The following is a 24970-nucleotide window of genomic DNA, read 5'->3' as shown; positions in this document are numbered from 1 at the left end:
GGATCAGCGTACGACGACGGGGATGCAGTCGGCCTGCTGCGCGACGAGGGCCGAGCAGAAGCGCCGCGCGTCGGCGAGGTCCTCGAACCCGGTGGCGCGCAGGCGGTAGAAGATCTTGCCGCCCGATTCGGCGCGCTGCACGACCCGGCTCTTGCCGACGAAGAAGTCGTCGAACCGGCCCGAGATCTTCTGCCACTGGTCGCGCGCGGTCTCGGCGCTGTCGAAGGCGCCCAGCTGCACCAGGCGGGTGCCGGCGGCGATCTGGTCGGCGGGCACCTCCTCGGCAACCTCGGGGCCCGCGGCAGACACGGTCTGGACGGCGACGGGCGCATCCTCGGCCCGCAGGACGGCGGGCTTGGCCATGGTCAGCGACGCGGGCCGGAACTGCGGACGCGGCGACCGGGACAGACCGCGGGAATCGGTCTGAGCCACGGCGATGTCGTCGATCTCGTCACCGCCATCAAGCGGCTCGACCCCGTTCGACAGGGCGTCGGCCAGGGCCCGTGCGTCGGCCTCGGGGTCGCCCGAAGTGCCGGCGTCGTTCGACAGGGCGCGGGCCACGGCGGCATCGGTGGCCAGAACGTCATCGGGCATGTCCTCGACGCTGCCGTCGTCGGCGGCCATCTCGACGCTGTCATCCTCGGCCGGAAGCTCGTCCATCGCCTGCATCGTCTCGCCTTCGAAGGCGGGATCGAGGTCGTCGTCGATGTCGCTGTTCCCGGCGGGGGTCTGACCCGTCGCAGTGCCGGGCGACTCGGCCGACGGTTTCGGCAGCTGCGCGACGGGCAGGTCGCCATCTTCAAGCCGCATCTCGGGCGGGGCCAGCATGACCTGTTCCGCGGGGCCAGCGGCGACGCCCTCGGCGGCGATGGCATTGACGGCAAGCCCCTGGTGATCGGCCAGCGTGCCGCCCGGATCCTCGGGCGCGACGCGCATCGGTCCGGCCAGCGCGCGGACCACCGGCACCCCGGTCACGTCCCGCACCAGAAGCTGGTAGCCCCAGACGCCCAGACCGCCCACCAGAGCAAGCGACAGCAACCCGCCGGTCCAGTTGACCAGGTGGGTAAAGGCCCCCGTCCGCGCGGCTTCGCCGGCCTCGTAATCTCCGAACTCGATATCCGCCATGTCCTGCCTCACTGCCCCAATCGGTCCGGTGGCGGAAATGCGCCCCGGTCCTGTCTGTCTCGACTGCTCGTCGACCAATCCGGCCGGGGCGCCTGTTATCCCACCACCTTGCGGTGGCGTCAGCGCATTTCCTCGACCGGGGTCACGCCAAGAATACCAAGACCGGCGGAAATGACAACGGCGACGGCCCGTGGCAGCGCTATTTTGGCGGCCGTGGCCTCAGGGTCACCCTCCTGGTAAAACTTGAGGCCCGGCACGTCGTTGCCGCGGTTCCACAGCGCGTGGAAAGCCTGCGCAAGGTCGTAGAGGTAGAAGGCCACGCGGTGCGGTTCGTGGTTGCGCGCCGCGATCTCGACCAGCCGCGGCCATTCGGCCAGCGACTTGGCCACCGCGATCTCGGCCGGGTCGGACAGGTTCGGGCCGATCTCCTCGATCCCTTCCGCCTCGCAGCGGCGCAGGACCGACCGGATCCGGGCATGGGCGTACTGCACGTAGAAGACCGGGTTGTCCTTGGACTGCTCGGTCACCTTGTCGAAGTCGAAGTCCAGCGGCGCGTCGTTCTTGCGCGTCAGCATGTGGAACCGCGTGACATCGGGGCCCACCTGCTCGACCACGTCGCTCAGTGTGACGAAGGTGCCCGCCCGCTTGGACATCTTGAAGGGCTCGCCGTTCTTGTAGAGCTTGACCAGCTGCGTCAGCTTCACGTCCAGCGGCACGTCCCCGTCCGACAATGCGGCGACCGCGGCCTTCATCCGCTTGACATAGCCGCCATGGTCGGCGCCGAAGATGTCGATCAGCTCGTCGAAGCCGCGGCTTACCTTGTCGTAGTGATAGGCGATGTCGGGGGCGAAATAGGTCCAGGCACCGTCGGATTTCTTCACCGGGCGGTCCACGTCGTCGCCATACTGGGTCGAGCGGAACAGCGTCTGTTCGCGCGGCTCCCAGTCCTCGGGCACCTTGCCCTTGGGCGGCTCCAGCACGCCTTCGTAGATCAGGCCCTTGGCGTCGAGGCTTTCCAGCGCCGCCTCGATCCGGCCAGTGCCGTAAAGCGACTTTTCGGAATAGAACACGTCCATCTCGACGCCGAGCGATTTCAGGTCGGTGCGGATCAGATCCAGCATGGCCTCGGTGGCAAAGACGCGCACGTCCTCAAGCCAGACCTCTTCGCCCTGGCCCAGGTAGGAATCGCCCACCTTGTCCTTCAGCGCCTGCCCGACCCCGATCAGGTAGTCGCCGGGATAGGTGCCGTCCTCGAAGGCGACCTCCTGCCCGTGCGCCTCGAGATACCGCAGGTAGACCGAGCGGGCGAGCACGTCGACCTGCGCGCCGCCGTCGTTGATGTAGTATTCCCGCGTCACGTCGTGGCCCGCGTAGTCCAGCAGCGAGGCCAGAGCGTCGCCGAAGACCGCGCCCCGGGTATGGCCCACGTGCAGCGGGCCGGTGGGGTTGGCGCTGACGTATTCGACGTTGACGCGCCGCCCCTGCCCCAGGTCCGACCGGCCATAGGCCGTGCCCTCGGACAGCACCGCCCCCAGCACGTCGCGCCAGACCGACGGCGCCAGCCGCAGGTTGAGGAACCCCGGCCCCGCGACCTCGGCCAGGTCGATCCGGGGATCGGCGGCAAGCTCGGTCGCCAGCGCCTCGGCGATGTCGCGCGGTTTCTTCTGCGCGGGCTTGGCCAGCACCATCGCCGCGTTGGTGGCCATGTCGCCATGCGCCGGGTCGCGCGGCGGCTCGACCGTGACGGCCTCGAACGACAGGCCGTGCGGCAGGGTGCCCGCCTCGGTCATCGTCTCAAGCGCTTCGATCACCCGCGCCCGGATATCCGCGAAAATGTTCATGATCTGCCGCTCCGCTGTCTAAGGCCGGTCCGGCCGCTGCGTGGCGGCGGGCCAGGGGCGGTCTCTACCATTCCGCCCGCCCACGTCAACGTGCGCGATGCCACAGGTGACCCGTCGCCGGGCCCCGCATGACCGTCACCGGCCACAACCCGCTTGCCCGGCGCGCCACATTTACCGCAATATCGTGCCACAAAAGGGCCGCAAAGGCCCGGTGACCACGAAGGACAGACAGAAGAATGCGCACCCTCCCCACCCTCGCCCGACCGATTGCCACAAGCGTCGCCATCACGCTCGCCGCCCTCCTCGGCGCGCCCGCCATGGCGCAAGACGCGCCGGGCCGCACCATCGTCACGGTTCAGGGCGACACGGGCGACCTGCCCGCCGCCCATCCCGAGGCCGCGACGCTCTATTCCGGGTTCGGCATCGACCCCGAGGGCGACATCGCCTTCACCGATGCCGAGCTTGAGACGCTGGGTATGGTCGAGGTCGAGTCGAACCTGCCGGGCACGTCCGACATGGTGACCTATTCCGGCCCGCTGCTGACCGACGTGCTGACCGCCGCAGGGGCCGAGGGCCAGCCGGCAATGCCGATGGCCCTGGACGGCTACCAGGTCGAGATCGCGTGGCAGGACATGGTGGACCACGGCCCGATCCTGGCCACCCGCGCCGACGGCGCGCCGCTGCCCATCGGCGGCAACGGCCCGACGATGGTTGTCTTCCCGGTGCTGGAGGACAGCGAAACCTATGCGATGATGCAGCCGCTGCAGGTCTGGGCGGTGTTCTACATCGGCACCGAGGCCGCCGAATAAGCGCCGCAAGGTCCCGGGCCCACCGCCCGGGCCATGTTGCACCGAAGGCACGCCCCGGCCGCGACGCCGGGGCGATGGCTGGCCCGTCGGACGGCCTGTCCTAATATTCTGTCCAGTTCATTTATGCCCACGCAGTAATCAGAGTTGGATCGTGATGTTCAGGATGTCCGGCCTCGCCACCGCTTTCGCCCTTTTCGCCGGGGCCGCGATCTCCGCGCCCTGCGGCAATGACGCCAGCGGCTTTGCCAACTGGAAGCCGCAGATGGCGCGCGAAGCGCAGGCGGCCGGTGTCGGTCAGCGCGGCATCGACGCGCTGATGGGCACGCAATACGCCCAGCGCACCATCAATGCCGACCGCAACCAGAAAAGCTTCAGCTACACGCTGGACAAGTTCATGCAGGTCCGCGGCGCCGACACCATCGTGGCGCAGGGCCGCAGCCGCAAGGCTGGCGACCCGGCCTATTACCAGGCGCTGGAAAGCAGCTACGGCGTTCCCGCGGGCGTCCTGATCGCGATCCACGGGATGGAGACGGCGTTCGGCAACTTCATGGGCGACAGCAACGTGCTGTCGGCGATCTCGACGCTGGCCTATGACTGCCGACGGTCCGACTTCTTCACCGGGCACCTGCTGGCCGCGCTGAAACTGGTGGACCGCGGCACGATCTCGCCCTCCTCGATCGGGGCGATGCATGGCGAGCTGGGGCACACCCAGTTCCTGCCGGGCAACGCGCTGGCCTACGGGGTCGACGGCAATGGCGACGGCCGCATCGACCTGACCAACCAGACCGACGCTCTGGCATCGACGGCGAACTACCTGCGCGCCAAGGGCTGGCAGCCCGGCGCCGGCTACCAGCAGGGCCAGCCGAACTATCGCGTGATCCAGGAATGGAACGCGGCGACGGTCTACCAGCAGGCCATCGCCATCATGGCCGCCCGCATCGACGGCTGACCGGCTTCGCGGCCAAACTCGCCGGGCCGGTTTACCGCCCACCCGGGTCAGGATCGGACCCCCTCAGGTGGTTCGATCCAATCCGGGCCCGAGGTATAAAAGCGCGGAGTGTCCGGTTTCCCGGCAGCCGCGCCTGATCCGGCTTCTCGCCTCTCCTCCTTCGCACCCGCCCCTGCCTGCAGGCCCGTTCAGCCCTCGTGCTCGTCTAGCCTCCACACCTGTCCGCACTCCTGCTCTTCCGCTGCCGGCGCAGGGGCGGTCAACAGATCCGACCTTGCACGAAGCTGCGCCCCACCGGGGCGCTTGACGGGATCTGCCGTTCCCCGGCGCGGCTGCGGTCAGCCAGCCGCTTCCTCCGAGGTGTCGCCAAGGCCGTGGGTCAGGCCCTCGTACCACAGGACATGTCGCGCCCGGCCCGCCGCCTTCGAGGCATAGAGCGCAACGTCGGCGTCGCGCAGCATCCGCGCCCCGTCAGGCCGGGTGTAAAAGGATGACAGCGTCGTGCCGAGGCTCCCCGAGACGGTGATGCCCGGCGCGCCCGACACCTCGGCCGCCGACAGCCGCGCGATGATCCGCGCCGCCACTCGTTCGACCACCGCCGGATCGGTTATGTCGTCAAGGATCAGCACGAACTCGTCGCCGCCCGCCCGGACCACGGTATCGGACTCGCGCGTTTCCTCGGACAGGACCTTGGCGACGCCGCGCAGCACGCGGTCCCCGGCCGAATGGCCATGCGTGTCATTGATCAGCTTGAAGTCGTCCAGATCAATATGCGTGACCGCAAAGGGCCGCGCCCGGACCGAGTATCGCCTGAGCACGCTGTCGAGTGTCCGGCGGTTGCCGAGCCCCGTCAGGTCGTCGGTCAACGCCAGCCGCTCGGACTCGGTCTGCGCCTCCTGCAGGCGGCCGATCAGGCGCCGTGCCTCGCCCATCGCGGCGCTGTTGGCCTCGATCAGGTACAGCATGTCCGCCACCATGTCGGTAGCCGGGAAATCCGCCGCGGTCAGCGAGGTGTCGGACAGCGTCGACAATTCGTTCAGCCCCAGCGACAGGTTCAGCACATAGGCCGCCGTGGCCGGGCCGCGCAACGGTTCGTCCCCTTCCGCGGCTTCGTCCATGTCCACGATCAGGCCGCGGAACTTGATCCCCTCCGGGTGGCGGCCGCGCAGGTGCAGCGCGCTGCCCGTCATGCCGCGCAGGGTGTCGAACGACGTGACGGGCTGCAGCCCGCGCACGTCGAAGAGATCCAGCAGGGTCGCCCCGTCGAAGCATACGTCATGCATCAGCCGGCGCAGCGTGGGCCCCGCATGCAGCAGCCGCCCGGTCCGATCCAGCTGCAGGTGCATGGGCATCAGGCGATCGAGCGCCGCGGACTGGAGACGCAGTGCGGTCATGCCTGCTCCGCCAGTGCGAAGGTCCGGCCCGCGGCATAGTCCAGCAGGTGGATGTCGACTTCGATGACAAGGCCCACGCCGGGCGCCCCCGGCGCCGCGCCGTCCAGATCGCCGCGCTCCAAAGCGGCGTCGGGGTCGGCAAAGCCGCCCAGGCCCCAGGCGGCGGGCTGGACATCGAACGAGGCCAGCGCGCCGTAGTCGTCGGCCATCCCGCGCAGGATCCCCAGCAGCACCAGCCCCTCGCCCGCAAAGCGGCAGCGGCAATGCACCAGGTACCGGCCGTCCCGCCCCTCGCGCACCCGCATCTGCGGCAGGTCGAGGTCGGGCACCGCCAGCCGCGCGCGGTCGGGCAGGTCGTCGAGCGAATGCAGGAAGGCCACGTAATCCTCGCCGCCGAAGCGCAGGAGGCGGCGCGGCGCCGTCACCTTGGGATGCGACACGAGGTAGGTGCCCATGTCCTCAAGCAGCGCCTCGCGCGATTTGTCCAGCCGCTTGGACCCGGCGCGCAGAACGGCCTCGGTCAGGTCGTCGTCGTAGACAAGCAAGGCTTCGAAACAGACCAGCCCCAGGTCGGCCGAGCGGGCGATGTCGTCCCAGACATCCGCCCCGTAGGTGTCCTGCACAAATCTCTGCAGGGCCCGATTGAATAGCCCGTGCATAACGTACCCCGTCATGTGTCCCCGACAGGGACAATAGGCGGCAGCGTTTAAAAAACCGCCAACGGCAGGTCGACAAGCGCGCGGTACACAGGCTTTTCCCGCGAAACGTCGCCTTTGCGACGCCGGGTCGGCCCCGGTGTCGGCCCGGTATCGGCACTCACCGCGGCCGTGGCATCCGCCCCTGTAGCGCGGGGTGCCGGCGGCGGGCTGTGACCGAAAGGCGACCCAGTCCGCCTGCCACCGGAGTCCCTCCGATGCGCTGTCGGCCCGGGGTGGCCCCGGGGGTAGTTCAACGTCGGGTGGCCTAGCGCCGGGCCCCGCTTGGCGCGCGGTGCCCTAGCTGTCGTCGGGCTCTGCCTCGACCTCTGCATCGGGCGTTTCGGGCCCGGGCGTCACCGCCCTCTGCCGCCCGAAATCGGTGGCCTCGGCGCCTGAGGTGCCGGACCCGGGCATGTCGACCCCGGGCTCTCGGCCCCCCGGCTCTTCGGGGCCGTCCTGCGCAGAGCCCGGCCGTTCCGCGGACGGGCTTTCGGGGGTGCCGGGGGCGGCGTCCGGTTCGCCCGGCGAGCCATCCCCCGCCCCGCCGTCCTGCGGCGCGGTCTCGGTGACCGGCGCCGGACCATCGGGGAGGCGCAGGAACTGCACCGGCGCAGGGACCAGGGTGACGCCTTCCTCGACAAGACGGTCGATCAGGTCCGCCTCAAGCACATCCCGTTGATAGTCGTAGGAGAGCCCCCAGTCGGTTTGCTCCATCTCGTGCGGCGCGGTCAGCATCATGCCGCCCGTTGGCAGCTGGAACACGAACAGGACCTCGTTGCCCGGACGGTCGGTCAGGAAATCAGCGACGACGGCCAGGCACCCCGGCCGCCCGCCCGGCGTCCGGGTCTCGCAGCCATCGACGATCATGCTCTGCTGATACTCCGGCACGTCGTCCATCGTGCCCTCGGGCAGGACCGCGCCCGCGGGGACCACCGTCAGATCGTCTTCGATCCGACGCGCGCGAACGGTCTCGCCCTGCTCGTCCTGCAGGAATTCGTAGCGGAGTTCCGTTTCGCGCAGGCGTTCGATCCGCGCGATCAGCTCGGCATCCTCGCTCCGCTCTTCCAGCCGGGCCAGCGCCACGGTACCGGCCCGCCCCAGGTCATGCCCCAGCAGCCAAAGCGTATCGGGCTCGGGCGCGGCGCGACCGTCGAGGATACGCGCCAGCTGGTCGCGGGCCGAAATCCTCTGCGCGTCCAGGACCGGGGTCAGCCACAGCGCCGCAAGGAGGATGGTCAGCAGCGCCAGCGCCGTGTTGCCGCGGCGCAGATGCCGCATCCAGTCGCGCGTCACCAGCGCCGTCACCGCGTAGACCACGCCATAGGCACAGAGCATCCCCGCGGCCGAGACGGCGGCCAGCCTCTCGGGTGTCCAGCCGTGGTCCGAGACCCGCAGCAGCACCGCAAACAGCGCAAGCCCCGCCATCGCCGGCACCGTCAGCGCCAGCAGACGGGCCATGATCCGCATCGGGCGCGCCTGCACCGCCTCGGCCGGCCCGCGGTCCAGTGCCGAGGTGACCAGCAGGATCGACATGAAGGTCATCGACATCAGGACCGAGGCGGCCGAGAACTCTCCGAAGATCTCGCCCAGATCGCCGCCCGCCGCCAGCGCCTGAGGCACCATCGCGGCAAGGAAGACGACCGTGACCAGAAGCACGGGCGGCAGCAGCAGCCGCAGGAGCCCCAGCGCAAGGTGCGGCGAGGCGTAGATGCGCCGGTCGAGCGCGGCGCCCACGGCCAGCCCGACCGACAGCCCGGTGATGACGAAGCCCGCGGCCGGTTCCTCGAGCAGGCGCGAGATGAGCGTTATTCCGACCTGCTTCAGCAATCCGTCGGACAGCATCAGCACGCCCCAGACCAGTATCGCGAAGATCAGCGCCCAGAGGCCGCGGATCACGATCCCCCATGCATTGTCGAAAAGCGCCGCGTAATTCGCCCAGTCCTGATCGTGGCGCTGCGCGGCGATCAGGAAGGGCTGCGCGAGGCCGACAAGGATGATCAGCGCCGCCGTGGGCTTGGCCGTCTCGATAAAGGGCCCGACCTCGTCGAAGCGGAAACTGGCCCAGACGGCAAGCAGCGTGGCGGCGGCCGCGCAAAGCAGCGCGACCGGCGCGGCCCGGGTCAGTCGCAGCGGCCCCGCCATCGCCAGCAGGGACAGGAAGAAGACACCCACCGCAACGGGCGCCGCGAGCAAGAGCCGCTGATTGGTCAGAAGAGTGTCGAGCTCTTCCAGAACGAACCATGCCGAGGCACCGCCCAGCGCGCCGATCGCGGCCAGCAGAAGTGTGTGCTCCGGTCCTGCCTCGGCCTGCCTGACGTGTGGCTGCATGTCGTTACCTCGCTCGCGCCTGCCTTACCGCGCACTGTCTACCCCCGGGACAAGCCTCCCACCACCCCGGTCGCACGGGGGCGCGGGGGGCACAGGGGCACAGTCGCAAGGGTCACGGACCCGGCCATCCGCCCGTCAGGATGCAAGCCCGTCCGTGTGCATTTCCGTCAGTGTGCATTCCCGTCCGGATGCACGGCCGTCCGGGGGCGGGTCGCAGCTCCCCACCACCGGGAAGAGAGCCCCGGGGACCGCCTGCGCCGCCCCGGCCACCACCCCGCTTTCCGCCCCGACCCAGAGGCGACCCCGACCCACCAGGTCAACCCGCCACTCTGGCCCACCAATCAGGCCCCTCAACTTTGGCCCCATACTCTGGCCGGTCATCGCGGTGGGACCGCGGTTGGGCGGGCGGCCGGACAGCCCTCAGTCGTCCTCGGCCGCGGCGCCGTTCCGGGCTGCCAGCCATTCGGGCAGGGCCGAGATGTCGGGCAGCACGACATCGGCGGCGGGGCCCAGCTCGTCTGCGCCCGCGGGGCCGGTCAGCACGGCGACCGCGGCCATCCCCGCGGCGCGGGCGGCGGCAAGGTCATGCAGGCTGTCGCCGACCATCGCGCAGTCCTCGGGCGGGACACCGGCCGCGGCGGCAGCGGCCAGCAGTGGCCCGGCCCCGGGCTTGGCGCCGTGCCCGCTGTCGAAACCGATCACCGTGACGAACCGCTCCGCCACCCCGGCGGCCCTCAGGTGCGCCAGCGCCGCGGCCTCGGCATCGTTGGTCACGACGGCCGCGGCGACGCCCGAGGCCGCGAGCCGGTCGAAAAGCTGCGCCAGCGGCACCGCCTCGACCTGCGGCGCCCGCGTCGCGGCGGCGTTCAGCCTCTCGGTCAGTCCCTCGCGCTGCGCGGGCGTCACATGCGGCGCCATCAGCGCCGCGATCTCGTCCGGGGTGCCCGCGACCACGGGCGAGCCCGGCAGGAACCGCCCCGCCTCGGTATCGAACCCGATGGCATGGCCCAGCCGCATGGCCCGCGCCGCGTCCCCCTGTGAGAGGTCCGCGATCACCGCCGCGGCCCAGGCCGACCAGGTGGCGTGGAAATCGAACAACGTTCCGTCCTTGTCGAAGACCACGCAGCGCAGGGCCGGAATCCCGCCACCGCGCCCGCCGGTTCCGTCACGCTTCATTGACACCCCCTGGCAAACTGCCGACCCTGTCGCGCATGACCGCCTACAGCCTGCACGACTCTCTCGGCTATCGCCTCTCGCTCGCCTCCCGCCTTCAGGAGCGGCGGCTGGACGAGCAGTTGAAGACCCTCGGCCTGACCCGCATCATGTGGTGCGTCCTTCTCGGCGTCGGCAACGAGGGGCTGACCCAGCCCTCGGACCTGGCGCAGTTCGTCGGCATCGACCGCACCGCGACCTCCCGCGCGCTGAAGCAGATGGAGGCGATGGGACTGGTCGAACGTCAAAGCGGCAAGACCGACCGGCGCACCACGCGCGTGGGCCTGACCGCCGCGGGGCGCGACGCGCTGGACGCGGGCGTTCCGATGGCGCAGGCCAACAACGAGATGATGGATGCCAAGCTGTCGCCCGCCGAGCGGCAGGACCTGCGCCGCCTGCTGGCGCGCATCACCGAGGGCGAGCCGGTGTCGCTGCCGCAGCTGTAGGCGCGGCCGGTCACGTCCAGTGCATCCCCGCGGGACCGGCCAGCACGGCCCGGGCCCGGGCTGGATCCTCGTAGCGGCGGCCGGTGTCGTCGCAGAACCGCACGACCCAATCGTCGTCCATGCAGACGAAATCCAGCACCGCGCCCAGGATCTCGGGCGATCCGGCGCCGCCGCGCAGATCGTCGATCGACATGCCGCTGGCCCCCAGGAACACGCCCATGAGGTCCGGATCCGAGGCCAGCCACCCCAGCGCCTGGGCGGCAATCGTCTCGGCCTGATCTTCGGTCACACGGCGCCTCCTGCGAATCCTTGCCGATGGAAAGGGTTTGTTAACCCCTTTCCCCACACTTTCTCTATACTATACGAAATCGACTCAAAATGGCGAGGCTTGCGGATGCCCGGCCGGATCCTGATCGCGGCGACAATGTCGACCGGCCGGATCGCGCTCAAGGCGATCCTGGTCCGGGCCCATCATGATGTGATCCAAGCAAGTTCGGCCGACGATGTCTATGCCGCCGTGGCCCATCGCAGCCCTGCGCTGCTGCTGCTCGACGGCGGGTTGCCGGGCACGCCCGCGCCCGAGCTCTGCCGCAAGCTGCGCGCCGATCCCCAGACCGCGACGGTACCGATCCTCGTGCTTGCGGGGCGGGAGGAACGGCAGCTGCGGCTCGACGTGCTGGCCGCGGGCGCCGACGACGTGATCTCGAAGCCCGTGCGCCCCGCCGCGCTGCAAGCCCGCGTACGGTCGCTGCTGCGCGCCGCGGAAACGCGGGCCGAGCTGCGGATGCGCGAAAGCACCGCCCGCGACCTGGGATTTGCCGAACCCGCGGCCGGGTTCGAACGGCCCGGCCGCGTGGCGCTGGTCGGCGCTACCCCGGCCGCCGGGCGCATCTGGAAAGAGGCCCTGCTGCGCGGCGGGTTCCGCCACGATATCGTCCTGCTCGACCCCGATTCGGCGCTCGAAGTGGCGCCGCGGGGGGCCCCCGACGTGTTCGTCCTGGCCTCCGAGGTGATCGCCCCGGCGGCGGGCACGGCATTGCTGGCGGAACTGCGCAGCCGCCCCGCGACCCGGCATGCCGCGATCCTCGTCGTGCATCCCGACGACGACGGCGCCGAGGCCGAGCACGCGCTGGACTACGGCGCGAACGACCTGCTCGAAGACGGCTTCGACCCGGTGGAGCTGGGCCTCAGGATCACCGCCCAACTCGCCCGCAAGCGCGAGGCCGACCGCCTGCAGCTTGCCTTCGACACCGGGCTGAAGCTGGCGGCGCTGGATCCGCTGACCGGGCTCTACAACCGGCGCTATGCCGAGAACCACCTCGCCGGGGTGGTCGACCGCGCGCGACGGATGCAGCAAAGCTTTTCCGTGCTGATGCTGGACCTCGACAATTTCAAGCGGGTCAACGACCGGTATGGCCATGGCGGTGGCGACGCGGTGCTGTGCGAAACCGCGCTGCGGTTGCGCGACGACCTGCGCGGGCCGGACCTGCTGGCGCGGATCGGGGGCGAGGAGTTCCTGATCGTGCTGCCCGATTGCGGCCGGGCCGAGGCCGAGCCCATCGCCGACCGGATCCGTGCGCGCCTGTCGCAAAGCCCGGTGGCGTTGCCGAACGGCGGCGCGATCACCGTGACCGCCAGCATCGGACTGGCCGAAAGCGACGGCACGGAGTCTTCCACATCAGTGATCGCCCGCGCCGACGCGGCGCTTTACCGGGCCAAGTCCGGGGGCCGCAATCGCGTCCAGGTCGCGGGACCCGAGGTGCCCGGTGCGCCGACGTCGGGCCCGATCTACCCCACGCGGGGCGCGGGCGGCGCCTGATTCCCGTCTGGATCCGCGACCCCGTCCCCGGGGCTATTGGCGCGGGGAGCCGCCCCCTGACGCGCGGCGGCACACCCGGGCGCGACGGGTATCCCCCTCTCGAAGGCTCCGATCAGTCCGCCGCTGTGCCGGGTTGCGCGTCGGCGGGCGCGTCGGTCGGGGTATCGCGACCGGGGGCCCGCGCGACACCCGGTACATGCGTTTCCCCGTCATCCCCGCGCCGCCCCGGCCCGCGCGACAGCGACCGGTCCAGCCGGTCGGCATAGGCCAGCCGCGCTTCGGGGGGCAGCTCTGCCAGCCGAGCGATCAGCAGCTCCGCGCCCTCGGACTGCTGAGCCGTCGCCGCGTCCCTTTGCCGGTCAAGCACCGCGCGCGCGGCATCGGGCGAGAAGTCCGGCGCGCGCAGAACAGCGAGGAACGCGTCGAAGTCCTCCTTGAGCGCGGCAAACCGGCTGCGAAAGCCGTCTGGATTGCGGCGCATTGCCTCGAACAGGGCCTGCCGATCCTCAGGTTCCAGAGCCATGAGGTAGGGCATCGGGGCCAGCCCGCGCGGCGGCGGCCCGCCGTCGCGGTCGCGCCGCCCGGCACCGGGCCCGTGGTGCGGCCCCCGCTCCTGCATGGGCCAGAGGTGGGCACCGGGCGCGCCTGAGCCGTGCGCCCCCCTCGGGCCATGATGCGGCGGGCCACCCAGAACGGCCCCCAGGACGACGCCCAGGACCAGCAGGTTCAGGGCAAGCGACAGGATCAGGGCGATTTTCACGCGGCGGGATGCGGGGTCAGCCATGGCTCATTCCTCTTCGCCAAGGGGGATCGCGGGCAGCAGGTCGGCCAGCACGTAGCTTGCCGCCTCCTCCTCCGTACTTTGCGGGGCGCTCGCGTAGATCCCGGACGCGGCGCCGGGGACGGCCAGCTGGGCTATGCGGGACAGCGTGCCCGTGCCCTGCCCGGCCGCGGCACCAATCCAGACACCGGCAGCCGCGGCGGCGGTCAGCCCCGCGACACCGGGCCAGCCGCCCAGAGCGCCGCCCAACCGGGCAAGCCAGCCGCGGCGCGCGGCGTTGCCGTGGCGCGCGTCGTTCCCGTGGCGCACGGCCTTTTGCGTAGCGGGCGCCTGCGCCGATGCCTCTGCCGCGGCATCGCGCAGCACCGCGTCTATCAGCCGGGCCGAGGGCACGGGCGACGTGCGGCGCGCCTGCGCAAAGAGCGCATCCAGCGGATCATCCCGGCCCGGGTCCGTCGGGGGCGTCCCGTCACTCTGCGTCATAGCCCAGCTCCTCACGTCGTGCGGTCAGCGCGGCAGCCAGCGCGCGTCGGCCCCTGGCGGTCAGACTTTCGACCGCCTCCGTCGAAATTTCCATGATCTCGGCAATCTGCGGATTGGCGAGCTCTTCCAGATGGCGCAGCACGACGGCCTGCCGCTGCCGGTCCGGCAGCCGCGCCAGGGCGGCGTCCAACGCGGCGCTGCGGTCGGCCGCGAGAAGCGCCGCGGCCGCCCCGGGGTGCGGATCGGGCGGATCGCCCGCCGCCTCGAGCGCCACGGACCGGCCGCGCCGCCGGATCCGGTCGATGCACAGGTTGGAGGTCACGCGGTAGAGCCACGTCGTCACCTTCGCCTCGCCGCTGCGCCAGTCGGGCGCGATCCGCCACAGCCGCAGCATCGCCTCCTGCGCCACGTCCTCGGCCTCGGCCCGGTCGCCGGTAAGAAGCCGGGACGCGATGGCCAGCACGCGCGGCAGAAGCCGCGCGGTCAAGAGCCGCGCCGCCCCGGCGTCCCCGTTGCCGAAGGCGATCAGCAACGCCTCGTCCGGCGTGTCATGATGATCGTCGAGCGCCATGGACATCCTGCCCTGCGGCCTAGCCGATCCCCCGCGATCCGGCAATCGGCGCCCGGGCACGTGCCGGGGCCTCTGCCGGTTCGGGGGGCGACGACCGGCCTGTCCTAGTCGGCCGCGCCGGGCGCATCGGGCACGCCCATCGCTTCGGGCGCGCGGACCTCCGGCATGACGTCGGGCATTGCCCCGCCCCGCGCCGGACCGTGCGGCGCATGGTGGTGCCAGCCTTGCCCGGCCCCGTGGGGACGGCCCCGGCGCTGTGCGGGTCGGGCAGCGAACTCGGCTTCGGTCACTGCGCCGTCCCAATCCGCATCCATGGCGCGCAGATGCGCCAGCTGACCCGCGCCGCGATCTGGCATCTCGTCCGGCGACAGGGCGCCGTCCCCGTTGCCGTCGAAGCGCTCGACCATCCGGCGCGCCATGCGGCGCTGCGCGGCGGCGGCGATCTCCTCGACATCCAGGGTTCCGTTCCCGTCGGTATCCGCCGCCTCGAACCGCCCGGTGCGGGCGGCGGCCACATCCTCGGCCGTCAAGCGGCCATCACCATCCGTATCCAGAGTGGCGAAGTCGGGGCCGCGGCGCCCACGCCCCTGATCGGCTCTGGTACCGCCGTCCGAAACGCTTTGCACCGCGGGCGGCGCGGCGGCGATCTCGGCCCGGGCGCCGAGGCCGGCGATGGCGGTCAGGGCAACGGCAGACAGCCCCGCCGTGAGGATGAGTTTGCGTGACATGACTTTGCGGCCTCCTTGCCTTGCGATACCCGACTGATACGGACCGGCTGGGCGTCTCCGTCGAAGTCATGCCGAATTTTTGCGACATCGCGCCGCAATCTTGCGGATCGGTCTTTTGCTGCGGGCCGTTCGCGATACATAGTCCTGTGCAGCCCGAAGCAGTCTGGTGCCGCCCATGTACGACGACCCCCTTGCAGCGGATGCCGCGGACACGTCGCGCGCCCCCCGCGAGGTTGCGACGGCACTTTGGCGCGGTTGGCGTCGGTGCTGCCCGGCCTGCGGCCACGGGCCGCTTCTGAAAGGATACCTGACGGTGCGCGATCATTGCCCGGTCTGCGGGCAGGACTTCACATGCCAACGTGCGGACGACGGGCCTGCCTACCTGACGATCCTGATCGTCGGACACGTCATGGCGCCGGTGTTGCTGTGGTATTTCACCGCCTTCCGCCCTGCCCCCGCGACGCTGTTCAGCTTGTTCGCGATGGGCTCGGTGGCGCTGTCCCTCTACCTGCTTCCACGGCTAAAAGGGTCGATGGTGAGCTTCCAATGGGCGCGGCGGATGCATGGTTTCTGATCCCGTGCGGCGCGCGGCGGTGTCGCCTGAAGCCGACGCAGCGGCCGGAGTAAAGGCAATGACGGCAAACGCGGTGCAAGACGCGGCAACGATCATCCTCCTGCGCGATCCGGCGGGGCCGGTGCCGCGCGTGCTGATGGGACGGCGGGCCGATGCGGCGTCCTTCATGCCGGCAAAATACGTCTTTCCCGGTGGCGTCGTGTCGCCCGAGGACAAGGGCGTGCCGATGGCCCGCCCGATGAGCGGGATCTGCGCGCGACGCCTGACCGAAGAGGCCGGGCATCTCGCCCCCGCCACGCTCGCCGCCGCCGCGGTGCGCGAGCTCTGGGAAGAGACCGGGCTGATCCTCGGGCGCCCGCACCGGTGGCTGGGGACGCCGCCAGAGGCGTGGCGCAGCTTTGCCGCGACCGGGCATCTGCCCGCGCCGGGCGGCCTGCGCTTCGTGTTCCGCGCGCTGACACCGCCCGACCGCCCGCGCCGGTTCGACGCGCGCTTCTTTGTGGCCAACGCGGCAGGCCTGTCGGGCGACCCCGACGATTTCTCCCGCGCCGGCGACGAATTGTCCGATCTGGCCTGGGTCCCGATCGAGGAGGCGCGCCACCGCGATCTGCCCTTCATCACCTCGGTCGTCCTAGCCGAGGTCGCGGCACAGCTGCCCGACCTCGCCGCCCCGGCGACGGTGCCCTTCTTTCGCAACGACGAGGCCGGAAGCGAATTTCTGCGCCTGGCGGGCGACCTCTGACGCCGCAGCGCTTCGCCTCTCCGCCGAAGGCGAGCGCGGCGCCCGACCCCGGACCCGCGCTGAGGCTGCTGCCCGGCACGGCGATCCCGGCGATCAGAACAGCGTCAGCTGATCGCCCACCCGCGGCGGCACACGAAAGAGATTGGTGCGCAACCCCGGCATCGGACCGTCGAGCCCCAGCCGCCGGGCGGCCAGGTCGAAACGCTCGGCAATCATCCGGGCGTGGATCCCCTCGCCCCGCATGCGATGGCCGAACCGCGCCTCGTAGAGCTTGCCGCCATGCATCTCGCGCAGGCGCCGCAGTACCTTGTCGCGACGGTCGGGATAATGCTCGGCAAGCCAGTCCTCGAACAAGGGCGCGACCTCATGCGGCAGGCGCAGCATGATCCAGCTGGCCGCACGGGCGCCGGCATCGCGGGCCGCGGCAAGTATCGCCTCGATCTCTTGATCGGTCAGACCGGGCACGACGGGCGAAACCATGACACGCACGGGGATCCCCGCCTCGGTCAGTCGGGCGACCGTCTTGAGGCGGCGGTGTGGTGCGGGAACCCGGGGCTCCATCCTGCGGCCCAGATCGGGGTCGAGCGTGGTGATCGACACGCCGACGCTCGCCAGTCCGTCGGCGGCCATCTCGGCCAGCAGGTCGATATCGCGTTCGATCAGCGTTCCCTTGGTCACCACGGTCACGGGATGCCGGAAATCGCGCAAGACCTCGAGCAGGCCGCGCATGATCCGGTTGTCACGCTCGATCGGCTGGTAGGGATCGGTGTTGGTGCCGATCGCGATCGGCGCGACGCGGTAGCGCGGCTGCGCCAGCTCTTCCGCGAGGCGTGCGGGCGCGGTCGGGCGGGCAATGAGCCGGGTTTCGAAGTCGAGGCCCGACGACATGCCCAGATAGCCGTGACCGGGCCGCGCAAAACAGTAGATGCACCCGTGTTCGCAGCCGCGATAGGGATTGATCGACCGGTCGAAGCCCAGGTCGGGACTGTCGTTTCGGGTCACCACCCGGCGGGGGCGTTCGACGCGCACCTCGGTCCGCAACGGCGGCAGCTCTTCCTCGATCTCCCAGCCGTCGGGTTCGCGGAGCCGGGCATAGGGTTCGAACCGACCCGCCGGGTTTGCCCCCGCGCCGCGCCCGGGCCGCCGTCCGGCATCGATTCTGTCACCCGTTTCCATGTTGCGACGCTAGAACGTATATAGAACATGCGCAAGCGAGAGGCGCGCGCTCCTACCGAAATTTCGATTAAAGTCTTGAAGAGATTTCAGCGCGATTTCGCGCTCTGCGCCTGTCTGCATGCGCGATGCGCGGCTATATGTCGCCTCATATCCTCCGGGTGTCGCAAACCGGTGCGTCAAAAGGCGTGATTCGAATAAGCGTCGCTGGAAACCCAATCCTCCGTGGAGGCCCGCCATGGCCGACGACGACATCATCCTGAGCGAACTGGACGACGACGAGCTTGTCCAACAGATGCACGACGACCTCTACGACGGTCTCAAGGACGAGATCGAGGAGGCCGTGCAGATCCTTCTGGACCGCGGCTGGGCGCCTTACGATGTGCTGACCCGGGCGCTGGTCGCGGGGATGACGATCGTCGGCGCCGATTTTCGCGACGGCATCCTGTTCGTGCCCGAGGTCCTGCTGGCCGCCAACGCGATGAAGGGCGGGATGGCGATCCTCAAACCCCTGCTGGCCGAAACCGGCGCGCCGAAGATGGGCAAGATGGTGATCGGCACGGTCAAGGGCGACATTCATGACATCGGCAAGAACCTCGTCGGCATGATGATGGAGGGCGCCGGGTTCGAGGTGGTCGATCTGGGCATCAACAACGCGGTCGAAAAGTACCTCGAGGCGATCAAGGCCGAGGAGGCCGATATCCTCGGCATGTCGGCGCTGCTGACGACGACGATGCCCTACATGAAGGTCGTGATCGACGCGATGAAGGAGCAGGGGATCCGCGACGATTATATCGTGCTGGTGGGCGGCGCGCCCCTGAACGAGGAATTCGGCCGCGCCATCGGTGCCGATGCCTATTGCCGCGACGCCGCCGTGGCGGTCGAAACGGCGAAGACCTTCATCGCCCGCCGCCACAATCAGACGGCCGCGCACTAGGCGACCCAGGTATAGACGCTCGCCCTTGTGGGTCGGGGGCGGAGAACGTCAAACGAAAGCCCCCGAAGCCATGCTTCGGGGGCTTTTTCGCAGGAGGCATCCCGGGCGGGGTCTGGCCGCCCCGGGCCGGACAGTGATCAGGAGATCCGGGTCAGCAGATCGTCCAGCGACTTTTTCGCGTCGCCGTAGAACATCCGCGTGTTGTCCTTGAAGAAGAGCGGGTTCTCGATCCCGGAATACCCGGTGCCCTGCCCGCGCTTCGACACGAAGACCTGCTTGGCTTTCCACACCTCGAGCACCGGCATCCCGGCGATGGGCGAATTGGGGTCGTCCTGCGCCGCCGGGTTAACGATGTCGTTCGAGCCGATCACGATCACCACGTCGGTTTCGGGGAAATCATCGTTGATCTCCTCCATCTCCAGCACGATGTCGTAGGGCACGCGGGCCTCGGCCAGCAGCACGTTCATGTGCCCCGGCAGGCGCCCGGCGACGGGGTGGATGGCAAAGCGCACCTCCTTGCCCTGCGCGCGCAGGCGGCGGGTCAGTTCGGCCACGTTGCTTTGCGCCTGCGCCACCGCCATGCCGTAGCCCGGCACGATGACCACGCTGTCGGCCTCCTCCAGCGCCGCGGCCACGCCGTCGGCATCGGTTGCGACCATCTCGCCCTCGACCTCCATCGCCGGGCCGGCACTGCCGCCGAACCCGCCGAGGATGACCGAGACGAAGTTGCGGTTCATCGCCTTGCACATGATGTAGCTGAGGATCGCGCCGGACGAGCCCACCAGCGCGCCCACCACGATCAGCAGGTCATTCGACAGCGAAAAGCCGATCGCCGCCGCGGCCCAGCCGGAATAGCTGTTCAGCATCGACACGACGACGGGCATGTCCGCGCCGCCGATCCCCATGATCAGGTGATAGCCGATGAAGAGCGCCGCCAGCGTCATCAGGAACAGCGGGAAGAAGCTGCCCGAGCCGAGGTACCAGAAGAGGCAAAGCAGAGCGATCGCCGCCGCGCCCGCGTTCAGCAGGTGCCCCCCCGGCAGCTTGGTCGCGGTCGAGGTGACCTTGCCCGCGAGCTTGCCGTAGGCGATGACCGACCCGGTGAAGGTCACCGCGCCGATGAAGACGCCGAGGAAAAGCTCGACCCGCAGGATATTGACCTCGACCGCCGTCTTGTGGGCGAGGATTTCCGCGAAGCCACGGAAGTCGGGCAGCGCCATTCCGGTATCGGCGGGCAGCAGCACCGAGGCATCGACGGGATAGGGCACGCCCGCCGCGGCAAAGGCCGCCATGACGCGACCCAGCTCGATATGCGCGTTGTAACCCACGAAGACCGCCGCAAGGCCGACGAGCGAGTGCATCGCCGCGACAAGCTGCGGCATCTCGGTCATTTGCACCCGCTTGGCGACGACGACGCCGATGGCGCCCCCCGCCGCGATCAGAAGAAGCGACAGTAGCCACAGCCCCGATCCGGGACCGATCAGCGTGGCGAAGACCGCCAGCGCCATGCCGACAATGCCGTACCAGATCGCGCGCTTGGCGCTTTCCTGCCCCGACAGCCCGCCGAGGCTGAGGATGAAGAGGACGGCCGCGACCACGTAGGCCGCCGTGGTGAATCCGAAGTCCATCAAAAGGCCCCCCTCAGGATTTCTGGAACATGGCGAGCATGCGCCGGGTGACGAGGAAGCCGCCGAAGATGTTGATCCCGGCCATCAGGACCGACAGGCCCCCCAGCAGGATCACCAGGAACGACCCCGACCCGATCTGCATCAGCGCGCCAAGGATGATGATCGACGAAATTGCGTTGGTCACGGCCATCAACGGCGTGTGCAGCGAATGCGCGACGCCCCAGATCACCTGGAAGCCCACGAACACCGACAGCACGAAGACGATGAAGTGCTGCATGAAGCTGGCCGGCGCCACGAGGCCCACGGCCAGAAGCAGCGCAGCCCCCACCGCCAGCAGGGTCACCTGCTGCCGGGTCTGCGCCTTGAAGGCCGCGGTTTCCTGCGCGCGGCGCTCCTCGGGCGTCAGCTCCTTGGGCTTGTCGCGCTTGGGCTGGGCGGCGATGGCGCGCACCTTTGGCGGCGGCGGGGGATAGGTGATCTCGCCGCCATGGGTCACGGTGGCGCCGCGGATCACGTCGTCTTCCATGTCATGGCTCACGACCCCGTCCTTGTCGGGCGTCAGGTCGGTCATCATGTGGCGGATGTTGGTGGCGTAAAGCGTCGAGCTTTGCGTGGCCATCCGGCTGGGAAAGTCGGTGTAGCCCACGATCGTCACGCCGTTGTCGGTGACGATCTTCTCGTCCTTCCGCGACAGCTCGCAGTTGCCGCCCCGCTCGGCGGCGAGGTCGACGATGACGCTGCCGGGCTTCATCGCCTCGACCATGTCTCGGGTCCAAAGGACGGGCGCATCGCGGTTCGGGATCAGCGCGGTGGTGATGACGATGTCGACGTCTGGCGCAAGCTCGCGGAACTTCTCAAGCTGCTTCTCTTGGAACTCAGGGCTGGACGGCGCGGCATAGCCCCCCGTCTCGGCCCCGTCGGTCGCGGTGTCCTCGAAATCGAGGAACACGAACTCGGCGCCCATGCTCTCGATCTGCTCCGACACCTCGGGGCGCACGTCGAAGGCGTAGGTGATCGCGCCCAGCGACGTGGCCGTGCCGATGGCGGCAAGCCCCGCGACGCCGGCGCCGACGATCAGAACCTTCGCGGGCGGCACCTTGCCCGCCGCCGTCACCTGGCCGGTGAAGAAGCGGCCGAAGTTGTTGCCCGCCTCGATCACCGCGCGGTAGCCGGCGATGTTGGCCATCGAAGACAGCGCGTCCATCTTCTGCGCGCGGGAGATCCGCGGCACCATGTCCATGGCGATGACGCTCGCGCCCTGATCCTTGGCAAGCTCCAGCAGCGCCGCGTTCGACGCCGGGTAGAAGAACGAGATCAGCGTCTGTCCGGCGTACAGACGGCGCGTCTCGTCCTCGGTCGGCGGGCGGACCTTCGCCACGATCTCGGACGCGGACCACAGCGCATCCGGCCCCTCGACCACCTCGACCCCGGCCTCGGCATAGGCGGCGTCGGTAAAGCCCGCGCGCATCCCCGCGCCCGCCTCGATCACGCAGTCATGGCCCAGCTTCTGGAGGGCCTTTGCGCTGTCGGGCGTCATCGCGACGCGCGCCTCGCCATCCATGATCTCTTTCGGCGTTCCGATCTTCACACCTGTCCCCCTCTGTTCGGTCCCGCCTGGTCCGGTTTCGGGGGCGGGTGTCACCGACGCTACGTCACGGCGCCGGGACGCTCAAGCAAAGGCCGCCGCGCCCGAAGGTCGGCGGCCGCGATATGGCATGGCGGTTCCCGGTTCGCGCCCTGCCGTCCGGCAGGCCGTGCGCCCCGCCGTGCGCCTTGCGATCCGCCGGTGGTCTCAGCGACGGATCAACGACGGATCAACGGCGCGTCAGCTCCGGCCCAGCCGGGCGTCGTAGTCGCTGACCAGCAGGTGCAGCGGGTCCTCGTCCTCTTCGATCTGGCTGAAACGGCCGATATCGTCGCGGAAGGTGTTGTCGGTCTCGTCGTCGTTGACGGTCGACACCTCACCCACCAGCACGTCGCCGCCTTCACCCCAGAAGGCGTGCCAGTCGCCCGGCATCAGCGTCACGCTTTCGCCGGGGGCAAAGCGCAGCTTGTCGCCGGGGGCGAAATCGCGGCGGATGCCGTCGCACCAGACGGTGCCGCCGCGATCCTCGGCAAAGGCGCCCGCGTCGTCCGAGCCGTAGAGTTCGACGATCAGGGTAGCGCCGCCGCGGTTGATGATGTCCTCGGCCTTCACCGTGTGGCGGTGCATCGGCGACAGCTGGTCCTGCTTGGAGATCAGCAGCTTTTCGGCATAGCACATGCCCTGCCCCTTCTGCAGGTCGGACAGAAGCCCGTTGCGAAGGGTGAAGAGGAACAGGCCCATGCGGTCGAAGTCGCCGCCGCCGTAATCCGTCACGTCCCAGCCCAGCCGCGCATCGATGATCCGCGCAGCCTCGGGCGCACGTGCGCGGAACTCATCCGGGGTCCAGTTCGCGAAGGGCGGCAGGGTAAAGCCGTAGGACCGGATCATCTCTTGCGCTTCGCGCAGGATGGCGTTGATGCGGGAACGTTTCATGGAATGCCTCATTGTCCTACCGCGGCCACGACCGGGCCGCCCCTTGCGCAGATGTCTAGCGCCGGGGACGGATTGTATAGAGGGGTCTGCCCCATGAGGCCGAATTTTTCCTGCCTAGCCGCGTTGTGGCTGACCGTGACACCGGGGATTGCGCTGGGCCCTGCCGCCCTGGCGCAGGACGCCCCCGCCCCGGGCGACGCGGCGTCGGAGGACGGCAGCACCCCGCCCGCAGCGACAGCGCCGCCGCCTGCCGCCCCCGACGAGATCGGCGAGGATACGGAGGATGCAGACGCCCCCGCAGATGCGCCCGCAACCGATGCGCCCTCCACCGATGCGCCGTCCGCCCCGGATGACGGCGCCGCGCAGGCGGGCACCGCAGGGACAGACGCCGATGCAGGGGACGCGCCGGCGGCCGATCCCGTCTCTGCCGCCCCCACGGCACCGCCCGCGGATGCGGATGCTTCCGATCCCGGCCCGGACGCGGCCACCGCTTCGGCAGATCCCGCGGCGGGCGATATCCTCGACGAAGAGCTTCTGCCCGAGGGCGAGGCGGAAGGCACAGACGGAAAGGCCGCCCCCAGCGCGGGCGGCGAGGCCCCCGCAGACGCAGCCGCCGACGCCCCCGACATCATCGCCGCGGCCGAGGCTGCCGGGATCGGCGGCATTGGTTTGCAGCCCTGCGGGCAGATCACGGGGGTCGAGAATGTGAACGTCCTGGCGCAGGCCGCCGACTGGGCGCTTGGCTACATGGCGGGACGGATCGACGGGGGCGACACGCTGACCGAGGGCGAGCCACTGGTCGCACTCGACAGCACGGATGTCGCGACCTCGATGCTGATCTTCTGCCGCGCCAATCCCGGCCTGCCGGTGATCGAGGCGGCGCGCAGCTTCGGCGGGCGGGTCTTCGGGACCGAGCCCGTCACGCAATCCTTCGCACAGGCACCGGAGAGCGTTCCGCGGCCCAGACCGCGGCCGCGCGCCCAAACGCCGCAAACAGGGGACGGGACACAGGATCCGTCGCCGCGCGATACTCAGGATGCCACTGAACAGCCAGGGTGAAGCCCGGCGCGCCGTCGACATAGATCGCCTCGGCCGTGCCGTCGGGGGCGTGGCCATCGACGACGATGCGCGCCCCTGCCCGGCGGATGCCCTGACCGTGCAGGGTGTTGGTCATCACCGCGTCTGCCCCCATCAGCCGCGCGAAGACCCCGCCGGGGGTAAAGCTGACCTTGTGGCGCAGCGCGAACTTCTCTTCCAGCGTGCCATCGGGCGGCATCCGGTGGTTCATCCGTCCCGGCAGATCCCGGATCTCGGGGTCGAGCGTGCCGCCCATGGCGACGTTGACCTCCTGAAACCCGCGGCAGATGCCCAGAAAGGGCTGCCCCCGCGCGACAAGCTTGCGGATCAGCGGCAGCGTCACCGCGTCGCGGGCCCGGTCAAAGGCGCCGTGGGCGGGCGTTTCGACCTCGCCATAAGCTTCGGGATGAACGTTCGGACGTCCTCCGGTGAAGACGAACCCGTCGCAGACCTCGATCAGCTCGTCGACGCCGACGAACCGCGGGTCGGCGGCGATGATGACCGGGATCGCGCCCGACGCCTCGGCCACGGCTTCGGTGTTCATCACCCCCGCACCGTGAAGTTCGTATTCACCGTTGATGGTATGGGGGTTGCCGATGATCCCGACGACCGGACGTGCCATGCGCGACCCTGCCTTGCCTGCTGTGCCTGCAGGTCAGCATATCGGGCCTGTGCCGCGTCTCACAAGGCTCAGGATCCCGGCAAGGATCGGCGCAGGACGCAAGGAGTCGTGAACCGCCCGCCAAACGTGCGAAAGGCGGGACCGCCGCCCCGCCTTTCAGCGACTATTGCCGTAGGCTGCCCCCGTCATGCAGAAGCAGCAGGCGTCGGCGTCACTCGCCGTCGGTATCGACAGCCGCCGCGGCGCCGTCCTCCTGCATCTCGACCGCGCCGGTGCGCCCGTCGATCTGCTGCTCGGCCGTATCGGGGTCGTTTCCGGCTAAGGCCAGCCACGCGATCCACAGCACCAGAAGCAGGATCGCGAAGAGCACGACACCCCCCATGCCCATGAGAGGGAAGCGATGGCGCTTTTCCTGGCGCTCGACGTCTGTATGGGGTGCGGACATGATAGTTACCTCGTCATCGGCTCCGAAGGCATAGCCTCGGAAAGGTTCCGGCGGGGCGCGGGTTGTAGCG

24 protein-coding genes are annotated in these 24970 nt (G+C 69.7%); 7 read left to right on the top strand and 17 right to left on the bottom strand.

Annotation, left to right across the window (positions count from 1 at the left end):
* Positions 1-3: 3 nt before the first annotated feature.
* Together EKE94_RS07920 and argS are read right to left on the bottom strand one after the other, a co-directional pair.
* A complete protein-coding gene (locus EKE94_RS07920; RefSeq protein ID WP_127906048.1) occupies positions 4-1125 on the bottom strand; it encodes an SPOR domain-containing protein in 1122 nt (373 codons plus the stop codon).
* Between the two features lie 119 nt (positions 1126-1244).
* Positions 1245-2966: an arginine--tRNA ligase gene (gene argS / locus EKE94_RS07915; protein ID WP_127906047.1), complete on the bottom strand. Its 1722-nt coding sequence runs from the start codon at positions 2964-2966 to the stop codon at positions 1245-1247.
* 236 nt (positions 2967-3202) lie between these two features.
* Between argS and EKE94_RS07910 the strand changes: the two genes are divergently transcribed.
* Together EKE94_RS07910 and EKE94_RS07905 are read left to right on the top strand one after the other, a co-directional pair.
* Complete coding sequence (locus EKE94_RS07910) at positions 3203-3775, top strand: hypothetical protein (protein ID WP_127906046.1); 573 nt, start codon at positions 3203-3205, stop codon at positions 3773-3775.
* Positions 3776-3929: 154 nt separating this feature from the next.
* The gene (locus EKE94_RS07905; protein ID WP_127906045.1) at positions 3930-4724 is read left to right on the top strand and encodes a lytic murein transglycosylase; all 795 of its coding nucleotides are present in this window, start codon (positions 3930-3932) and stop codon (positions 4722-4724) included.
* Between the two features lie 338 nt (positions 4725-5062).
* Here EKE94_RS07905 and EKE94_RS07900 read toward each other — a convergent pair whose 3' ends face one another.
* The 4 genes from EKE94_RS07900 to EKE94_RS07885 all read right to left on the bottom strand — a co-directional run bounded on the left by EKE94_RS07900 (position 5063) and on the right by EKE94_RS07885 (position 10320).
* On the bottom strand, positions 5063-6118 hold the full coding sequence (locus tag EKE94_RS07900; RefSeq protein ID WP_127906044.1) for a diguanylate cyclase domain-containing protein: 1056 nt from the start codon (positions 6116-6118) through the stop codon (positions 5063-5065).
* Positions 6115-6792 (bottom strand): heme NO-binding domain-containing protein, encoded by a 678-nt coding sequence (locus EKE94_RS07895; RefSeq protein ID WP_127906043.1) that lies wholly within the window; start codon positions 6790-6792, stop codon positions 6115-6117. The genes EKE94_RS07900 and EKE94_RS07895 overlap by 4 nt, the downstream gene beginning before the upstream one ends.
* Positions 6793-7113: 321 nt before the next feature.
* Positions 7114-9144 carry a DUF4153 domain-containing protein gene (locus EKE94_RS07890; RefSeq protein WP_127906042.1) on the bottom strand — a complete coding sequence of 677 codons (2031 nt, stop codon included), beginning with the start codon at positions 9142-9144 and terminating at the stop codon, positions 7114-7116.
* 420 nt (positions 9145-9564) lie between these two features.
* On the bottom strand, positions 9565-10320 hold the full coding sequence (locus EKE94_RS07885; protein WP_127906041.1) for an HAD family hydrolase: 756 nt from the start codon (positions 10318-10320) through the stop codon (positions 9565-9567).
* 35 nt (positions 10321-10355) lie between these two features.
* On the opposite strand from EKE94_RS07885, the gene EKE94_RS07880 reads away from it, so the two are divergent.
* Complete coding sequence (locus EKE94_RS07880; RefSeq protein WP_127906040.1) at positions 10356-10802, top strand: MarR family winged helix-turn-helix transcriptional regulator; 447 nt, start codon at positions 10356-10358, stop codon at positions 10800-10802.
* A 10-nt stretch (positions 10803-10812) separates the two neighbouring features.
* Here the strand turns inward: EKE94_RS07880 and EKE94_RS07875 are convergent, their stop codons facing one another.
* On the bottom strand, positions 10813-11091 hold the full coding sequence (locus EKE94_RS07875; protein ID WP_127906039.1) for a DUF3572 domain-containing protein: 279 nt from the start codon (positions 11089-11091) through the stop codon (positions 10813-10815).
* A 105-nt stretch (positions 11092-11196) separates the two neighbouring features.
* Here EKE94_RS07875 and EKE94_RS07870 point away from each other — a divergent pair, with 105 nt between their 5' ends.
* The gene (locus EKE94_RS07870; RefSeq protein ID WP_127906038.1) at positions 11197-12621 is read left to right on the top strand and encodes a diguanylate cyclase; all 1425 of its coding nucleotides are present in this window, start codon (positions 11197-11199) and stop codon (positions 12619-12621) included.
* Positions 12622-12733: 112 nt separating this feature from the next.
* On the opposite strand, the gene EKE94_RS07865 is transcribed toward EKE94_RS07870, so the two are convergent.
* The 4 genes from EKE94_RS07865 to EKE94_RS07850 form a co-directional block, all read right to left on the bottom strand.
* A complete protein-coding gene (locus EKE94_RS07865) occupies positions 12734-13405 on the bottom strand; it encodes a periplasmic heavy metal sensor (protein ID WP_127906037.1) in 672 nt (223 codons plus the stop codon).
* 3 nt (positions 13406-13408) lie between these two features.
* Complete coding sequence (locus EKE94_RS07860) at positions 13409-13885, bottom strand: hypothetical protein (protein ID WP_127906036.1); 477 nt, start codon at positions 13883-13885, stop codon at positions 13409-13411.
* The gene (locus EKE94_RS07855; protein ID WP_407940878.1) at positions 13872-14462 is read right to left on the bottom strand and encodes an RNA polymerase sigma factor; all 591 of its coding nucleotides are present in this window, start codon (positions 14460-14462) and stop codon (positions 13872-13874) included. The genes EKE94_RS07860 and EKE94_RS07855 overlap by 14 nt, the downstream gene beginning before the upstream one ends.
* A 98-nt stretch (positions 14463-14560) precedes the next feature.
* The gene (locus EKE94_RS07850) at positions 14561-15184 is read right to left on the bottom strand and encodes an EF-hand domain-containing protein (RefSeq protein WP_127906034.1); all 624 of its coding nucleotides are present in this window, start codon (positions 15182-15184) and stop codon (positions 14561-14563) included.
* A 175-nt stretch (positions 15185-15359) separates the two neighbouring features.
* Between EKE94_RS07850 and EKE94_RS07845 the strand changes: the two genes are divergently transcribed.
* Both EKE94_RS07845 and EKE94_RS07840 read left to right on the top strand, forming a co-directional pair.
* The gene (locus EKE94_RS07845) at positions 15360-15758 is read left to right on the top strand and encodes a DUF983 domain-containing protein (protein WP_127906033.1); all 399 of its coding nucleotides are present in this window, start codon (positions 15360-15362) and stop codon (positions 15756-15758) included.
* 58 nt (positions 15759-15816) lie between these two features.
* The gene (locus EKE94_RS07840) at positions 15817-16500 is read left to right on the top strand and encodes an NUDIX hydrolase (protein ID WP_127906032.1); all 684 of its coding nucleotides are present in this window, start codon (positions 15817-15819) and stop codon (positions 16498-16500) included.
* Between the two features lie 93 nt (positions 16501-16593).
* On the opposite strand, the gene EKE94_RS07835 is transcribed toward EKE94_RS07840, so the two are convergent.
* Positions 16594-17676 carry a PA0069 family radical SAM protein gene (locus EKE94_RS07835; RefSeq protein WP_127906031.1) on the bottom strand — a complete coding sequence of 361 codons (1083 nt, stop codon included), beginning with the start codon at positions 17674-17676 and terminating at the stop codon, positions 16594-16596.
* A 235-nt stretch (positions 17677-17911) separates the two neighbouring features.
* Between EKE94_RS07835 and EKE94_RS07830 the strand changes: the two genes are divergently transcribed.
* Entirely contained in the window at positions 17912-18610 is a 699-nt protein-coding gene (locus tag EKE94_RS07830) for a corrinoid protein (protein ID WP_127906030.1), read from the top strand.
* Between the two features lie 137 nt (positions 18611-18747).
* Here EKE94_RS07830 and EKE94_RS07825 read toward each other — a convergent pair whose 3' ends face one another.
* The 5 genes from EKE94_RS07825 to EKE94_RS07805 all read right to left on the bottom strand — a co-directional run bounded on the left by EKE94_RS07825 (position 18748) and on the right by EKE94_RS07805 (position 24900).
* Positions 18748-20238, bottom strand: coding sequence for an NAD(P)(+) transhydrogenase (Re/Si-specific) subunit beta (locus EKE94_RS07825; protein ID WP_127906029.1), 1491 nt, complete (start codon positions 20236-20238; stop codon positions 18748-18750).
* A 13-nt stretch (positions 20239-20251) separates the two neighbouring features.
* Positions 20252-21826 (bottom strand): Re/Si-specific NAD(P)(+) transhydrogenase subunit alpha, encoded by a 1575-nt coding sequence (locus EKE94_RS07820; RefSeq protein ID WP_127906028.1) that lies wholly within the window; start codon positions 21824-21826, stop codon positions 20252-20254.
* Between the two features lie 237 nt (positions 21827-22063).
* Positions 22064-22756 carry a D-lyxose/D-mannose family sugar isomerase gene (locus tag EKE94_RS07815; RefSeq protein WP_127906027.1) on the bottom strand — a complete coding sequence of 231 codons (693 nt, stop codon included), beginning with the start codon at positions 22754-22756 and terminating at the stop codon, positions 22064-22066.
* A gap of 919 nt (positions 22757-23675) precedes the next feature.
* Entirely contained in the window at positions 23676-24455 is a 780-nt protein-coding gene (locus EKE94_RS07810) for a gamma-glutamyl-gamma-aminobutyrate hydrolase family protein (protein ID WP_127906026.1), read from the bottom strand.
* Positions 24456-24666: 211 nt separating this feature from the next.
* Positions 24667-24900 (bottom strand): hypothetical protein, encoded by a 234-nt coding sequence (locus EKE94_RS07805; RefSeq protein ID WP_127906025.1) that lies wholly within the window; start codon positions 24898-24900, stop codon positions 24667-24669.
* Positions 24901-24970 lie beyond the last annotated feature (70 nt).

The sequence above is a fragment of the Mesobaculum littorinae genome (assembly GCF_004011175.1).
In the GTDB taxonomy this organism is placed as follows: Bacteria; Pseudomonadota; Alphaproteobacteria; order Rhodobacterales; family Rhodobacteraceae; genus Tranquillimonas; species Tranquillimonas littorinae.
This window is presented reverse-complemented; position numbering and strand designations above follow the sequence as displayed.

Excerpts from the sequence above, each read along its gene's own strand:
- EKE94_RS07920 (WP_127906048.1), bottom strand. The coding sequence starts at position 1,125 with ATGGCGGATATCGAGTTCGGAGATTACGAGGCCGGCGAAGCCGCGCGG.
- argS (WP_127906047.1), bottom strand. The coding sequence starts at position 2,966 with ATGAACATTTTCGCGGATATCCGGGCGCGGGTGATCGAAGCGCTTGAG.
- EKE94_RS07910 (WP_127906046.1), top strand. The coding sequence starts at position 3,203 with ATGCGCACCCTCCCCACCCTCGCCCGACCGATTGCCACAAGCGTCGCC.
- EKE94_RS07905 (WP_127906045.1), top strand. The coding sequence starts at position 3,930 with ATGTTCAGGATGTCCGGCCTCGCCACCGCTTTCGCCCTTTTCGCCGGG.
- EKE94_RS07900 (WP_127906044.1), bottom strand. The coding sequence starts at position 6,118 with ATGACCGCACTGCGTCTCCAGTCCGCGGCGCTCGATCGCCTGATGCCC.
- EKE94_RS07895 (WP_127906043.1), bottom strand. The coding sequence starts at position 6,792 with ATGACGGGGTACGTTATGCACGGGCTATTCAATCGGGCCCTGCAGAGA.
- EKE94_RS07890 (WP_127906042.1), bottom strand. The coding sequence starts at position 9,144 with ATGCAGCCACACGTCAGGCAGGCCGAGGCAGGACCGGAGCACACACTT.
- EKE94_RS07885 (WP_127906041.1), bottom strand. The coding sequence starts at position 10,320 with ATGAAGCGTGACGGAACCGGCGGGCGCGGTGGCGGGATTCCGGCCCTG.
- EKE94_RS07880 (WP_127906040.1), top strand. The coding sequence starts at position 10,356 with ATGACCGCCTACAGCCTGCACGACTCTCTCGGCTATCGCCTCTCGCTC.
- EKE94_RS07870 (WP_127906038.1), top strand. The coding sequence starts at position 11,197 with ATGCCCGGCCGGATCCTGATCGCGGCGACAATGTCGACCGGCCGGATC.
- EKE94_RS07865 (WP_127906037.1), bottom strand. The coding sequence starts at position 13,405 with ATGGCTGACCCCGCATCCCGCCGCGTGAAAATCGCCCTGATCCTGTCG.
- EKE94_RS07860 (WP_127906036.1), bottom strand. The coding sequence starts at position 13,885 with ATGACGCAGAGTGACGGGACGCCCCCGACGGACCCGGGCCGGGATGAT.
- EKE94_RS07855 (WP_407940878.1), bottom strand. The coding sequence starts at position 14,462 with ATGTCCATGGCGCTCGACGATCATCATGACACGCCGGACGAGGCGTTG.
- EKE94_RS07850 (WP_127906034.1), bottom strand. The coding sequence starts at position 15,184 with ATGTCACGCAAACTCATCCTCACGGCGGGGCTGTCTGCCGTTGCCCTG.
- EKE94_RS07845 (WP_127906033.1), top strand. The coding sequence starts at position 15,360 with ATGTACGACGACCCCCTTGCAGCGGATGCCGCGGACACGTCGCGCGCC.
- EKE94_RS07840 (WP_127906032.1), top strand. The coding sequence starts at position 15,817 with ATGACGGCAAACGCGGTGCAAGACGCGGCAACGATCATCCTCCTGCGC.
- EKE94_RS07835 (WP_127906031.1), bottom strand. The coding sequence starts at position 17,676 with ATGGAAACGGGTGACAGAATCGATGCCGGACGGCGGCCCGGGCGCGGC.
- EKE94_RS07830 (WP_127906030.1), top strand. The coding sequence starts at position 17,912 with ATGGCCGACGACGACATCATCCTGAGCGAACTGGACGACGACGAGCTT.
- EKE94_RS07825 (WP_127906029.1), bottom strand. The coding sequence starts at position 20,238 with ATGGACTTCGGATTCACCACGGCGGCCTACGTGGTCGCGGCCGTCCTC.
- EKE94_RS07815 (WP_127906027.1), bottom strand. The coding sequence starts at position 22,756 with ATGAAACGTTCCCGCATCAACGCCATCCTGCGCGAAGCGCAAGAGATG.
- EKE94_RS07810 (WP_127906026.1), bottom strand. The coding sequence starts at position 24,455 with ATGGCACGTCCGGTCGTCGGGATCATCGGCAACCCCCATACCATCAAC.
- EKE94_RS07805 (WP_127906025.1), bottom strand. The coding sequence starts at position 24,900 with ATGTCCGCACCCCATACAGACGTCGAGCGCCAGGAAAAGCGCCATCGC.